We start from the raw sequence: 13,420 nt of genomic DNA, 5'->3' as shown, positions 1-13,420 counted from the left end.
GCAATTGGGCGGGGATGTCCGACTCCCTCAAGAGAGCTGACCAAGAGATGTCCGGAAACCACTATATATTGTGGTGATAGATGCGAATACCCCAAGGGGTTGTGTTTTTTGTTGTGACTTAGCACCTACTAGAGCTACTCTTTGGCACCTCCAGCCACTCTTTTTCTCATGTATCTTCAATCACTCGAACTGATCGGATTCAAGTCCTTTGCCCCCAAGACAACCTTGCGTTTTCATCGCGGGGTGACTGCCATTGTCGGCCCGAACGGCTGCGGCAAATCGAATGTCCTGGATGCAATCCGGTGGGTGCTCGGCGAGCAGTCTGCCAAGGCGCTCCGTGGCGGCGAGATGGCCGACGTCATTTTCAACGGCACCGACACGCGACAGCCCCACAACATGGCCGAGGTCTCCATGACCTTTGCTGAGTGCGAGCAGGAGCTGGGAGTCGAGTGGAATGAAGTCCGCATCACCCGCCGCGTCTTTCGCGATGGCAAGTCGGAGTATCTGATCAACGGCACACCCTGCCGGCTCAAGGACATCCACAATCTCTTCATGGACACCGGCATCGGCCGAAGCGCCTACTCCATCATGGAGCAGGGTCGCACGGCCCAGCTGCTCAATAGCCGTCCGGAAGACCGTCGCGCCATTTTCGAAGAGGCAGCCGGCATCACAAAGTACAAGGCCCAAAAGAAGGAGGCGCTTCGCAAGCTCGAGTACACTGAGTCGAACCTGCTCCGCGTCTCCGACATCATCAAGGAGGTGAAGCGCCAGATCGGCTCCCTCCAGCGTCAGGCTGGGAAGGCCCGCCGCTATCAGTCCCTCATGGAGGACCTGCGTGTTCTCGACACCCATCTTTCGCACCGCACCTACCTCGATCTGGAGCGTTCGATCACCGAGGTTGCGGAGCAGGTGGAGAAGAGTGCCGATGCCCGCGCTCTCTATGAGCACGAGATCGGCGAGCAGGAGCTCGAGGTTGCCGGGGCCCGCGAACAGGTCACCGCACTCGATACCGAGACCGGAGTTGCTCGCGACAGCCTGCAGACCCTGCGCAACCGGATCTTCTCCGGCGAGAGCCGCATCGAGACGAATGCCGAACGTTGCGGTGAATTCCGCGAGATGGGGATCCGCGCCAGCGCCGATATCGATGCCACGCATCTACGCATCCGCGAGCAGGAAAACGAGATCGAGCAGACGGATGCCCAGCTGACATCATTGCTGGAAGTTCTCCGCGGCGAGGAAGAGCTACTCCAGGCGGGTGCCGCGCGTCTCCAGCAGGCGCAGCAGGAGCGTCAGTCCGCCGAGCAGGCCACTGAGTCCCTCACCGGACGCCTTCATGGACTGGAAAACCGTCTAACCGATGTTCGGGGTGAGCTCTCCACCGCCAGCGCCCGCCGCGATGCCGAGAGATCTCGTTCCCTCCAACTTCAGGAGCAAGTTTCCGTCGCCGGCCTTGCCGTCACGACAGCCGCAACACGCGCGGACCAGACGGGAGCTGCCCAGGCCTCCACACGAGCCTCTCTGGACGCGGCGGAGCAGGAGCTTCTCGCCGCCCAGCAGGGGCATGACGAGGCGCAGAATGCACGCCAGATTGCCGAGACCGAATGGAACAACTCGGTAAAGCAACTCTCCGAACGCGAACATCGGCTGGAAATCCTACTCCAGCTTGAGCGTGAGGGTGAGGGACTTGGCGAGGGAGCGCAGGCTATCCTGCGCGGCCTAGACCGCCCCGAATTTTATCAGGCTGGCATTCTCGGAACTCTTGCCTCGCTGATCGAAGTTCCGGCCGCCGAAATCCCAGCGATCGAGGCCGCGCTTGGAGCTGCCAGCCGGGCCATAGTTTTTGCCGATGCCGGCATGGCTGAGGCTGCCCTTCAGACGTTGCGCGAGGCTGCTCAAGGACGTGCTTCCGTGGTGGCAAGCGATCTTCTGCCGATCAGTCCTTCCCCAGCCGAGGCGCTTCCCGAGGGTGCGACTTGCTGGGCAGTCGATGTGGTGCGCGCTACTGGCTCGGCGCATGGGCTGATCGGCCGCCTTCTCGAAGGGGTCGCCATCGTGCCCGATCTAGCGACGGCCTTCCGGCTCAAGCGGGCATATCCCGGTCTTGCTTTTGCGGCGCGCACCGGTGAATTCCTTGGTCGCGACGGCGTCGCGCATGGTGGTTCCACGGGAGATGTTAGCGGATCCGCACTGCTTCGCCGCTCCCAGATTGCCTCGCTCGAGCGGGAGGTGAACTTGCTCCGTGAGAGCGTCTCGCATCTCTCCCTTGTTCGTGAAGGAGCTCTCGCTGCGCTGGAGGCTGCAGTGAATCGTCTCCGCGACGCCCGAGAAGTTCTCGGAAACACGCAGGGACTGCTTGCTGCGGCACAGGCCGATAACCTTCTGGCAACCCGCGAACTGGAGAATGCCCGTAACCGTCACGAGTCCCTCGACGGCGAAATCTCCTCCCTGCAGGAACACATCCAGCTCCTGGAAGCACAGATTGCTGATCGTGAGCAGCAGCTCGAGACAGCCTCGCTGGAGCTAAACACCGCACGCGAAGAGCGTTCAGCCGCCGGCTTCAGGATTTCCTTCCTGCGGGACGCCGAGACGACCGCGGCCGCAGATCTCGCCGAGGCACGACTACGGGTTGCCACCGAGCGTCAGCGTCAGCAGTCGCTCGCAAACCAGCGTGCCCCCATGGAGGCCCGTATCCGCGAGCTGGCCGAAACGATCTCGGTTCGTGAACGCGATATCACGACGCACGACGAAAAGATCAAGTCGCTGGAAGCCGAGTCGACGGGACTTGCCGAGAGCGTGGAGACTTGGAAAATCGAAAGCGCCGAAGCCGAGGCCCGGGTGCTGGAGCTAGGCGTCCGCCGTGCCGAACTGCAATCCGGCGTTGAGGCGTTGGAAATCGCCCTGCGTGGCGCCCGCAAAAATCTCTCCGACCTGCAGGATAACCGCTCTAAGAACGAGGTACGCCTTGCCGAGCTGAAGCTCCGCGCCGAGTCGATCCGCGACCATGTCTCCCGACGCTACCAGCTCGATCTTGCTGGATTTGAGCCAGACCGCTATGCCCTACTCAAGGCCGTGGCCCAGCAGAAGGAAAAGGAGCGCCGTGCCGCCCTTCCCGCATCCACCGATCCGACGGTCGAAGGGGAGGTTTCTTCCAATGAAAACCCCGAAGAGATCACGGTTGAGGTGGTTCAGGCTATCAGCGGCCCCATCCCTGCGGAAATCCCGTGGGAACGGATCGAGCTCGTTGTTGCCGAGCTAACCGAACGCGCCGACTCGATGGGGCCCGTCAACCTGGATGCCATTCAGGAATACGATGAGCTGGAGGAACGCTACAAATTCCTTGAACAGCAGAATAACGATCTGATCAACGGCAAGGCCGAGCTGATGGAGGCGATCGCCCGAATCAACAAGACGACCAAGGAGCTCTTCTCGGAGACTTTCGAGAAGATCCGCGTGAACTTCCTGGAGATGTTCACCCAGCTCTTCGGCGGCGGTAAGGCCAACCTCCTCCTCATGGATGAGAGCGATCCGCTCGAGAGTGGCATCGAGATCATCGCCAGCCCTCCTGGCAAGAAGCTCCAGAGCATTTCGCTCCTCTCCGGCGGCGAGCGCACCATGACGGCAGTGGCCCTGCTCTTCGCTATCTACATGGTGAAGCCCTCCCCCTTCTGTGTGCTCGACGAAATGGACGCCCCGCTCGACGAGTCGAATATCGGGCGCTTCATCAAGCTACTCGACCGTTTCATCGGCCAGAGTCAATTCATGGTCATCACCCACAACAAGCGCACGATGTCGCGTGCCGACTCCCTCTATGGCGTAACCATGGAAGAGCGCGGCATCAGCAAGCTCCTCAGCGTCAAGTTCACCGGTCGGGATGAGCAACTACCGCCAGCCGCAGCCACGAACAGCACCCTGCGCGACGAGACGCTGGAAACGGCTCCCGTTGGTGTAACGGAGGAGATTGAAGGATAAATAATCTGGATGCAACGGATGCGAAGCAACGGCCAAGCAAGCAAACGAGGAAGACAGGAACTGAGGAACGAGTGCCATTTGTCTGCCAATCTTCCCAGATCAGGCATCCTCGGACTGCTCGCCTGGAGGCTCGCATGACATCGCACGAGCGAGGCAAGCAAAGCCGCCTTCCCAGGCGCCTTTTCCCCCCACCCCGAGGAGGCGGCGCAGGATTGATTTTCTGCGCCGCTTCTTCATTGTTGATTAATGCGCTCAAAACATAATCAGCTTGGGGCTGTTCTCAGGTGGCTTGCTTTAGTCTCATTGATAAGCGCTTTAGTCATCTGTCTTTGGGCTATTACGCATAGAGCTGGTCTGAATCATCGATGGACCGACTGGAATTTTTTGGCGCTGTTCCCTTGCATCTTCGTTGGTCTGCTCATTCCATCTTTGTCTCCGGGCAGGTGCAAAACCATAGCCTCTTGGCTCAACTTAATTTTGAGCGTAATGGCCTGCGCCTTTGTTTTTTTGGCCAGCACCCATTCTTAAAACAGGGAATGGGCCTTTAGTTCCCATTTCATCATTCATAACTCCTACTTCATCCTTTCCCCAAATGCTCCTCGAAGGCTCCGCCCAGTGGCAGCAGTACATTTTTATTGCGGCGACACTTTTCCTTTTATGGGAGCTATGGCGGGGTTGGAGACTCGGAGCCGTACGCGGTCTCCTGAGGTTAGCGGCCCTTTTTTGTGCCTGGATCGGAGGTTCGACGGCTGCAGGAGCCACGGGGACGGTGGTCGCCTTTTTCTCCAAGGTCCCTCCCCTGATCGCCCCCGCCGTCGCGGGGCTGACGGTCGGTATAGGTATCTATATCGGCATCTCGATCGTCGCAGGGCTTCTTTTTAAAAAGACTGAGGATCACTCGGGAGTGATCCGGCTTGGTTTTGGTTTGGGTGGCGCAGTTTGCGGAGTGATCTTCGGCATCCTCTTTCTCTGGGCTGGAATCACGCTGATCAGGGGCATGGGAGCTCTCGGGGAACTCCGCGTCGTCCAGGCCCGGAATGAGGGGCGGTTACTCTCCACGGAAAAAACGGCCCTCTTCCTGATCAAGCTGAAGGAATCACTGGAAATCGGTGTCACTGGCCAGACTCTCAAGAAGGCAGACCCGCTCCCGGCGGCATTCTACGACAATATCGTGAAGATCTCCATGGTAGCAGGCTCGCAACAGGCCATCGAGCGCTTCGTGCAGTATCCCGGGACACTGAAGATCATCGCCAATCCTCACATTACCGCCCTGATCCAAGACCCCGCCCTGGAAAAAGCAGCCGAGAAAAAGAACATCCTGCCTCTTCTGCAGAACAAGCATGTCCAAGCCGCGGCCAATGATCCCCTCCTTCTTGCCCAGCTAAAGGAATTCGATCTGACCGGGGCGCTTAACTACGCCCTCGAACCCCCAGTCCCCGTCCGGCACAGCCAGCCGATCCAACCGATCAAAAAAGCCCATCCTGGCAATTCTCCGAACTCGCCTCGCGCCAAACCGCACGCTACAAACACGTCCTCGCAATCCATCACGACTCCCGGTAAAGCCAACTGACAGAGAACATCATCTTATGAGCACGGAATACAGCGTAACGATCGGACTTGAAGTCCATGCCCAGTTGAAAACCAAGAGCAAGATGTTCTGCGGTTGCAAGGTCGAGTACGGAGCTGAACCGAACACGCACACCTGCCCTACGTGTCTCGGACTGCCCGGTGCGCTTCCGGTGATGAATGGCGAGGCGCTGCGACTTACCGCCCGCGCAGGACTGATGCTAGGCTGTGACATTCCCGAGGTCTGTAAGTTCGATCGCAAGAACTACTACTACCCGGACATGCCGAAGAACTATCAGATCTCCCAGTACGACCAGCCCCTCTGTCTCGGAGGCGACGTCCCTCTCCACGAGACGGCCTATCCTAAGGATGCCCAGAAGACGATCGCGACCCCCGGCAAGAAGATCCGGCTCACCCGCATCCATCTGGAGGAGGATGTGGCGAAGAGTTTCCATCTCGAGACTGCCAGCGGCATTGATTTCAACCGCGCCGGCACACCTCTCATGGAGATCGTCTCGGAGGCCGACATCGCTTCCCCCGAGGAGGCCTTCGCCTACCTCACGGCACTGCGTCAGATCCTTGTCTATGGTGAAATCAGCGATGCCGACATGGAGAAGGGCCAGATGCGCTGCGATGTGAACGTTTCCGTGCGACCTGTCGGCCAGAAGGAATACGGCACCAAGATCGAGCTGAAGAATCTCAATTCCATCAGCGGAGTCCGCCGCGCTCTCGCCTTCGAGATCGAGCGCCAGACTGCCTTTGTGAAGGCGGGAGGAAAACTCGATCAGGAGACGCGTCGTTGGGATGACGACCGTGGCGAGACGACGCTCATGCGCATCAAGGAGTCCGCTCACGACTACCGCTACTTCCCCGATCCTGACCTGCTTCCCGTCCGCACGGCCAAGATCGTCGAATCGGCAAAGGTTGGCATGCCGGAGTTGCCTCAGGCCAAGCGCGACCGATTCGTCGCTGACTATGGTATCAGCGAGTACGACGCGGCCGTCCTAGCAGATGATGCCGCATTGGCTGATTACTTCGAGGTAGCCAGCAAGGGCTCCCCCAAGCCGAAGAGCGTTGCAAACTGGATCATCAACGACCTGCTCAGCGCCCTCTCAGCCGCTTCGCTGGATCTCTCGGAATGCCCCATCCAGGCAGCTTATATCGGTGAACTCACGGCCCTCATTGAGTTAGGAACCATAAGCGGCCGCCAAGGCAAGGAGGTCTTTGCCGAGATGATGGTCAGCGGCAAGCAGCCCGCAGTGATCGTTGAGGAGAGGGGGCTCAAGCAGGTCAGCGACACCGGGGCTATTGAGGCATTCTGCGACGAGGTCATTGCTGCCAATCCGGCATCTGTCGCCGACTTCAAGTCTGGCAAGGAAGCCGCGCTCAACTTCCTCAAGGGTCAGGTCATGAAGCTTTCCAAAGGAAAGGCAAATCCCGCTCTCGCGGGAGAGATCCTCGCGAAGAAGCTCCAAGCATAGCTAGCGTTCCCAAGGCTCCCAGGGCTCTTTAACCCGAACCCTTCAGCGCGGAGGCAAGGCCCTGGATCTGCTCTGGTTTGTGAGCGCTACTAAGCGTGATGCGAAGCCGCGCCGTATTTCTCGGAACGGTGGGGTAGCGGATCGCTGGAATAAAGAATCCCGCTTGCTGAAGCCGCGTCGTCTCTTGCATCGTGCGTTCTTCACTTCCGAGTATCAGCGGGAGGATCGCACTCGGGGAGTCGCTGAGCTTCATCTCCGAGGCAAAGAGACGAAGATTTTCCTGAAGGTCAGCACGAAGAGCATCACCCTCCGGCGACTGAACGATCCTGAGGGACGCACGACAGGCGGCCGCTACGGCCGGGGAGGGAGCTGTGGAGAAGACAAAGCTTCGGGCGCAGTTGATCAAATAATCGATCAGAACCCTCGATCCGGCGATGTAGCCGCCGGAAACACCGAGAGCCTTGCCGAGCGTTCCCATCTGGATGTCGACCTGATCTCCAAGACCCAGCTCGCCTGCAAGCCCCTGAGCTCCTGCACCGCGAACGCCGACCGCATGAGCCTCATCGAGGAAGAGGATGGCACCATAGCGTTCCTTCAGCCCTACGATTTCACGGAGCGGAGCCAGATCGCCATCCATGCTGAAGACCGATTCGGTGATGACCATCACGCGCGAGGTGGGATGTTTTTCGCGCGCCCATCGCAGGTGGGATTCCATCTTCTCCAGATCGTTATGGGGAAACACACGGAGAATTGCGCCGCTCGCGCGGGCCCCGTCGATTAGGCAGGCGTGGGCCAGCTTGTCCATGATGATGACATCATCCTTACCGGCGAGTACGGGAATGGTTCCGGTGGCTGCAGCGACGCCCGTCGAGAAGACCAAGGCGGACTCCGTGCCCTTCGCCGCCGCCAATTCCTCTTCCAGCGCGGCGTGCTCAGCTGTATTCCCGCAGATCAGGCGCGACGCGGTGGATCCAGTCCCCCATCGACGAGCCCCCTCCCCCATCGCATCGGCGATGGCAGGATGAGATGAGAGTCCCAGGTAGTCATTTGAGGAAAAGTTGATCAGCTCTCGGCCGGCGATCGTGATTTGGCTGCCGTGCGTTTCCTCAACGACTTGCAGGTTGCGACGCAGACCTTGGTCTTCGAGAGCGGCGAGCTGCAGGCTCAACCATGAATCAAATGAGACCATGGAGAAATGAACAGAGAAGGGCGCGAAAGAATATTAGCGCCTGGATTGGGATGACTTCGAAGCCGAGGAGGCCGAGGAGGTCCCTCTAGAAACCTTTGGGGGCTGCTGTACGACGTCGAGCTTGCTCACAAGCGGGGCATCGCGCTCGGTCACGAAATTCACCACGAGACCCGGGCGTCCAGCACGTGCAGTGCGTCCTACGCGATGCAGGTAATTCTCCATCTGCTGCGGCATGTGATAGTTGATGACGCGGCCGACATGCTCCACGTCGAGCCCCCTAGAGGCGAGATCGGTGGAGATCAGCAGGGCAACGTCACCCTCCCGGAACGCCTTGAGGTTCCTGCGCCGCTCCATCTTGTCCATCTCTCCCCGGTAGACCACGCAGGGCCACCCGGCTTCTTCCAACTCGCCGGCCAGCTTATCGCACTGCTCGCGAGTATTGGTAAAGAGGATCGTTCCTCCCTCCACCTTTTTGTCGAGCAGACGCTCGAGCAGGGGAAAGCGTTTTCCTCCCACGACCGTTTCCTGGGTAGTGGTGAGTGACGCCACGACCCGGTGGCTCCCCAAGCTGCGGATGACTTCCGCACTAGCGAAGAGATCCGCAATGAGTTTCTCCACTGCTGGCGGAACCGTGGCCGAGAACATCGCGAGCTGACGCTCTGGCGGGCAATCCTTCACGATCCGTCGCACATCTGGCAAAAATCCGTGATCCAGCATCTGATCAGCCTCATCGAGCACGAGGGTGCGGACATCCCCTAGCGTCACGAGCCCTGCCTCCATCATCTTGATAAGGCGCCCAGGCGTGGCAACCAACACTTCGAAGGGACCCTGCAGGCTGCGTTTTGCCTGTTCCATTGTTGTGCCGCCCAGGAGTGAGCGCACGCGGAGACGCGTCGTGTGAGTGAACGGCTTGAAGGCCTTGGCGACCTGCTCACCCAACTCCCTGGTGGGGACTACCACGATTGCGCGGGGCTCACCATAGACAGTGACCGGTTTGCCTTGGAGCTCAAGAGTCTTGAGCCGATGGAGAATCGGCAGGGCATAAGCGAGGGTTTTTCCGCTGCCGGTCTCGGCAACCCCCACCACGGAACGTCCCGCGAGCAGGGCCGGCACGGTCTGGGCCTGGATATCCGTGGGGATGGTCAGGTTTTTTTCAACAAGCGTCTCCCGAAGGGTGGGGAGCAGTGCGAGATCGGCAAAGGAGTTCATGGTTGGGAAGCTAGCGGATTCTCTGGGAGATGGGAGGGATTATCCTTGGCTGGCGTCAAGGCTCTGCAGAATCACTGCTTGAGAGCATGAAGCCGCTGATCGCGGCATGGCAGTCGAACCTGAAGGTTCTTCATCCCTCAGAATGCAATTTGTTGCTCTGTGAGCAAGTAAACCGGATGGGGAGGGATTTCCTCTGCATTCGCAGAGGTGCTACGGGATGGCTTTGCATTGATTATATGCCGCTAATCGCGGCATGGTGATCGAACTGAAGTTCTCATCCCTCAGAATGCAATTTGTTGCTCTATGAGCAAGTAAACCGGATGGGGAGGGATTCGAACCCTCGTTACCGATAAAGGTAAACACGCTTTCCAAGCGTGCGCGATCGACCACTCTGCCACCCATCCTAGGAAGGCGTAAGAAACTAGGCTGGAACCATTCGGGATGCAAGCCGCGAGACAGGAAGGGGATTCGTTCAGCCCTCAAAATTCTAAAAAGTGGGGAGGGATGGCCTCTGCATTAGCAGAGGTGCACCATCATGGCTTCGCAGAAAAGCTCTCCCGCTGATCGCGGGATGGTGATCGAACCCTCGTTACCGATAAAGGTAAACACGCTTTCCAAGCGTGCGCAATACGTGGCCTTGGGAAAGGCCCGGATAGATTCCGCAACCGCGGGACCCGTAGGGCGAGCCGAGCGGGCGCGAGCGAGTCAATCGACCACTCTGCCACCCATCCTAGGAAGGCGTAAGAAACTAGGCTGGAACCATTCGGGATGCAAGCCGCGAGACAGGAAGGGGATTCGTTCAGCCCTCAAAATTCTAAAAAGTGGGGAGGGATGGCCTCTGCGAGGTGATGAGAACGGCGCTTTTTGAATCTCCTCCTGTTAAATCAGGGCTTCTTACTTGCTCATCAAGGGCCCTGCGTTCATAAATGCTTCTCTTTCCCAACACAGGAAACCCATTTCTTACACACCGATGAGCGCTACCGTCACCACCGCAGAGCCAGCAGTAGAAAACATTGCTCAGGCCGTCCCGATGATCAATGTTCAGGTGGATGGCGAGTGGAAGCAGTTTCCCAAGGGGACCCGCCTCATCGAGGCTTGCATGAAGTCAGGCAGCTACGTGCCTCATTACTGCTACCATCCTGCTCTGAGTTCTCCCGGCAACTGCCGCATGTGCCTGATCGAGATGGGCACTCCGAAGATGGGCCCCGATCGCAAGCCGGAGCTTGGGGAGGATGGTCGGCCTCTTATCAACTGGAGCCCGAAGCCCGCCATCTGCTGCGCCATCGAGGTCTCCGAGGGGCTCGGTGTCCGTACTAACTCACCGCTTGTCGAGGAGTGTCGTAAGGGTGTGATGGAGTTCCTCCTGATCAATCACCCGCTCGACTGCCCCATCTGTGACAAGGCCGGCGAGTGCCGCCTACAGGAGTTCTCCGTGGAATACGGTAACGATAACTCCCGATTCGAGGATGATAAGGTCAAGAAGCCGAAGCATGTCGATATCGGCGAGCGCATCGTCCTCGACGACGAACGCTGCATTCTCTGCTCCCGCTGCATCCGCTTCATGGACGAGGTAGCCAAGGATGACTGTCTCGGCTTTGTCGACCGCGGTGGTCACACCACGCTGACCGTCCATCCCGGCAAGCGCCTCGACAGCAACTACTCGCTCAATACCGTCGACATCTGCCCGGTCGGCGCGCTGACCTCCAAGGACTTCCGCTTCAAGATGCGCGTCTGGTTCCTCAAGGAGACCAAGACCATCGACACGAACTGCGGCACTGGCAGCAACATCCTGATCGGCAGCCGTGAGAACAAAGTCCACCGCATCACCCCACGTGAGAACGAGGCCGTGAATGCCTTCTGGCTGCCCGATTCCCATAGGTTGAATTATACCTACATCCACCGCGAGGATCGCCTCAAGGAGCCCCTTGTGAACGGAGGATCCGTCCGCTGGAAGGATGCCGTTACCGCCGCCGCCGAATCGCTTAAGGGCCAGGCCGGTGCCTCGACCGCAATTATTGCCTCGGGCCGCATGACCAATGAGGAGCTTTTCCTGGCAAGCCGTCTCGCCAAGACCCTCGGAGCTGAGCTGATCGACATCCGCCCACGTGCGCAGAAGGGCGATGGATTCCTTGTCTCCGATGATGGTAATCCGAACACCCGGGGTGCCCAGCTGCTCGGTGTGACCGGCTCCGCTCCGGGCTCCCGCCTACCCGAGATCGTGGCAGGCATCGCCTCCGGCAAGATCACCTCTCTCGTAGTACTCGGCGAGAACCCTCTTCATTGCGGCCTTAGCGAGATTGATCTGAGCAAGCTCTCCTCACTCGTGACGCTCGATATCCTGCCGAATGACGGGCTCAAATTCTCGAAGGTCGTCCTTCCCGGCAGTGCCTCCGCGGAAAAGCGCGGATCGATGGTGAATATCAACGGCCGTCTCCAGCGCCTCAACCGCGCCCTCACGGCGCCCGGCCATGCCCGCGATGATTGGGAAATTCTGAGCGACCTGCTGAAGGCTCTGGGAGCCGAAGGGGCCTCTTCCCTTGAGGAACTTTTCAAGCAGATGGCAGCAGCCACGCCCGCACTTTCCGGCCTGAACTTCGGCAAGATCGGTGACCTCGGCGTCACGCTGAAAGCCTGATCATTTTGCCCATGGATCCGCTGGAAGAGTTAAAATCCTTCCTACGCTTTCCCAGCATCTCCACGCAGCCGGAACATGCTCCGGATCTAGAGGCCTGTGCCGAGTGGCTGAGCGAAAAACTCACGGCGATAGGGCTGACTGCGACCGTTCATCCCACATCCGGGTCTCCCGTCGTCGTCGCTTCGACCCCGCGCGATCCGCAGAAGCGGACTGTACTGATCTACGGCCACTACGACGTGCAGCCGCCCGATCCGCTGGAGGGGTGGACCACGCCGCCCTTCGAGCCCCGCATTGAGGAAGGTCGCATCTATGCCCGCGGCTCCGCTGATAACAAAGGGCAGATCCTCGCTCATATCCTCGGGGTGGGCGAGACACTCCGCGAAAAAGGCTCCCTGCCCGTCAATGTCATCTTCCTGATCGAGGGCGAGGAGGAGATTGGAAGCCCTAATCTCGCTGACTTCCTGCGGGAGCATAGGGAAGAACTCGCCTGCGATTTGGTTGCGATCTCAGACACCGCGATGGCGCCGGGCAACAAGCCTGCCCTCACCTATGCCCTGCGTGGTATTGCCGCGATGGAGCTCATCGTCCGCGGTCCGGCCCGCGACCTCCACAGCGGTCTTTTCGGAGGTGCTGTGGCGAATCCCGCCACAGTGGTGGCTCGCCTGCTGGCCTCTCTCCATGATGCCGAGGGACGCGTTCGTATTCCCGGTTTCTATGACGCCGTACGACCGCTTGAGCCTTGGGAACGCGAAGCCGCTGCCAGCTTGGAAAAGGCATCCGGCGGCGACGAAGCGATCAAGGAGCTTGCCGGGGTTGCTGAGCTCTTCGGAGAAAAGGACTTCACGACCATCGAGCGCATTGGAGCGCGTCCGACAGCCGAGGTGAACGGCATTGGTGGCGGCTACCAGGGGGCCGGAACCAAAACGGTCCTGCCAAAAGAAGCCTTTGCCAAACTCACCTTCCGACTGGTCGCCGATCAGGATCCGGCCGTGATTCTCGCGGCAGCCGAGGAATATCTCCGCAATCAGACTCCTCCGGGCGTTCTGCTGGAAATCATCACCGGACACGCAGGCGCCTCCTACCAGTCCGATCCGAATTCCCCGGACGGGCTGGCCGCCCGAAAGGCCCTTGCCGGCGCCTTCGGTTCGGAGCCCCTGCTTCTGCGGGACGGTGGCAGCATCCCTATCTTGGCCACGCTGAAGGAAATCCTCGGTGTCGATTCCTACCTCCTGGGCTTAGCGAATCCAGACTCCCGCATCCACTCGCCGGACGAGAACATGCTTGTCGAGAACTTCCTCGGCGGCATCCGCATGAATAAGATTCTCTTAGAGGAGTTGGGAAAAGCTAACTGAAAAGCCCCTTTTTCTTTGC

The 13,420-nt window shown here is 59.3% G+C and carries 7 protein-coding genes and 1 tRNA gene; 5 read left to right on the top strand and 3 right to left on the bottom strand.

Features of this window, described 5'->3' with window-relative positions; genetic code table 11:
* Positions 1-168: 168 nt before the first annotated feature.
* The 3 genes from smc to gatB all read left to right on the top strand — a co-directional run bounded on the left by smc (position 169) and on the right by gatB (position 7,016).
* On the top strand, positions 169-3,969 hold the full coding sequence (gene smc, locus K8R57_06075; protein MCE9587864.1) for a chromosome segregation protein SMC: 3,801 nt from the start codon (positions 169-171) through the stop codon (positions 3,967-3,969).
* A gap of 592 nt (positions 3,970-4,561) precedes the next feature.
* On the top strand, positions 4,562-5,539 hold the full coding sequence (locus tag K8R57_06070; protein MCE9587863.1) for a hypothetical protein: 978 nt from the start codon (positions 4,562-4,564) through the stop codon (positions 5,537-5,539).
* Between the two features lie 16 nt (positions 5,540-5,555).
* Entirely contained in the window at positions 5,556-7,016 is a 1,461-nt protein-coding gene (gatB, locus tag K8R57_06065) for an Asp-tRNA(Asn)/Glu-tRNA(Gln) amidotransferase subunit GatB (GenBank protein ID MCE9587862.1), read from the top strand.
* Between the two features lie 28 nt (positions 7,017-7,044).
* Here the strand turns inward: gatB and bioF are convergent, their stop codons facing one another.
* From bioF to K8R57_06050, 3 genes are all read right to left on the bottom strand, one after another.
* On the bottom strand, positions 7,045-8,205 hold the full coding sequence (bioF, locus tag K8R57_06060) for an 8-amino-7-oxononanoate synthase (GenBank protein MCE9587861.1): 1,161 nt from the start codon (positions 8,203-8,205) through the stop codon (positions 7,045-7,047).
* A gap of 33 nt (positions 8,206-8,238) precedes the next feature.
* On the bottom strand, positions 8,239-9,414 hold the full coding sequence (locus tag K8R57_06055) for a DEAD/DEAH box helicase (GenBank protein MCE9587860.1): 1,176 nt from the start codon (positions 9,412-9,414) through the stop codon (positions 8,239-8,241).
* Positions 9,415-9,731: 317 nt separating this feature from the next.
* Positions 9,732-9,818, bottom strand: a tRNA-Ser gene (locus K8R57_06050).
* 566 nt (positions 9,819-10,384) lie between these two features.
* Between K8R57_06050 and K8R57_06045 the strand changes: the two genes are divergently transcribed.
* Positions 10,385-12,049: a molybdopterin-dependent oxidoreductase gene (locus K8R57_06045; GenBank protein ID MCE9587859.1), complete on the top strand. Its 1,665-nt coding sequence runs from the start codon at positions 10,385-10,387 to the stop codon at positions 12,047-12,049.
* 11 nt (positions 12,050-12,060) lie between these two features.
* Positions 12,061-13,401, top strand: a complete 1,341-nt coding sequence (locus tag K8R57_06040; GenBank protein ID MCE9587858.1) for a dipeptidase — start codon at positions 12,061-12,063, stop codon at positions 13,399-13,401.
* The last annotated feature ends 19 nt before the right edge of the window (positions 13,402-13,420 follow it).

The sequence above is a fragment of the Verrucomicrobiota bacterium genome, assembly GCA_021413925.1.
In the GTDB taxonomy this organism is placed as follows: Bacteria; Verrucomicrobiota; Verrucomicrobiia; order Chthoniobacterales; family UBA6821; genus UBA6821.
Note: the sequence above shows the minus strand (reverse complement) of the source record. Positions and strands in the feature narration are given on the sequence as shown.

Excerpts from the sequence above, each read along its gene's own strand:
- gatB (MCE9587862.1), top strand. The coding sequence starts at position 5,556 with ATGAGCACGGAATACAGCGTAACGATCGGACTTGAAGTCCATGCCCAG.
- K8R57_06070 (MCE9587863.1), top strand. The coding sequence starts at position 4,562 with ATGCTCCTCGAAGGCTCCGCCCAGTGGCAGCAGTACATTTTTATTGCG.
- K8R57_06045 (MCE9587859.1), top strand. The coding sequence starts at position 10,385 with ATGAGCGCTACCGTCACCACCGCAGAGCCAGCAGTAGAAAACATTGCT.
- smc (MCE9587864.1), top strand. The coding sequence starts at position 169 with ATGTATCTTCAATCACTCGAACTGATCGGATTCAAGTCCTTTGCCCCC.
- K8R57_06040 (MCE9587858.1), top strand. The coding sequence starts at position 12,061 with ATGGATCCGCTGGAAGAGTTAAAATCCTTCCTACGCTTTCCCAGCATC.
- bioF (MCE9587861.1), bottom strand. The coding sequence starts at position 8,205 with ATGGTCTCATTTGATTCATGGTTGAGCCTGCAGCTCGCCGCTCTCGAA.
- K8R57_06055 (MCE9587860.1), bottom strand. The coding sequence starts at position 9,414 with ATGAACTCCTTTGCCGATCTCGCACTGCTCCCCACCCTTCGGGAGACG.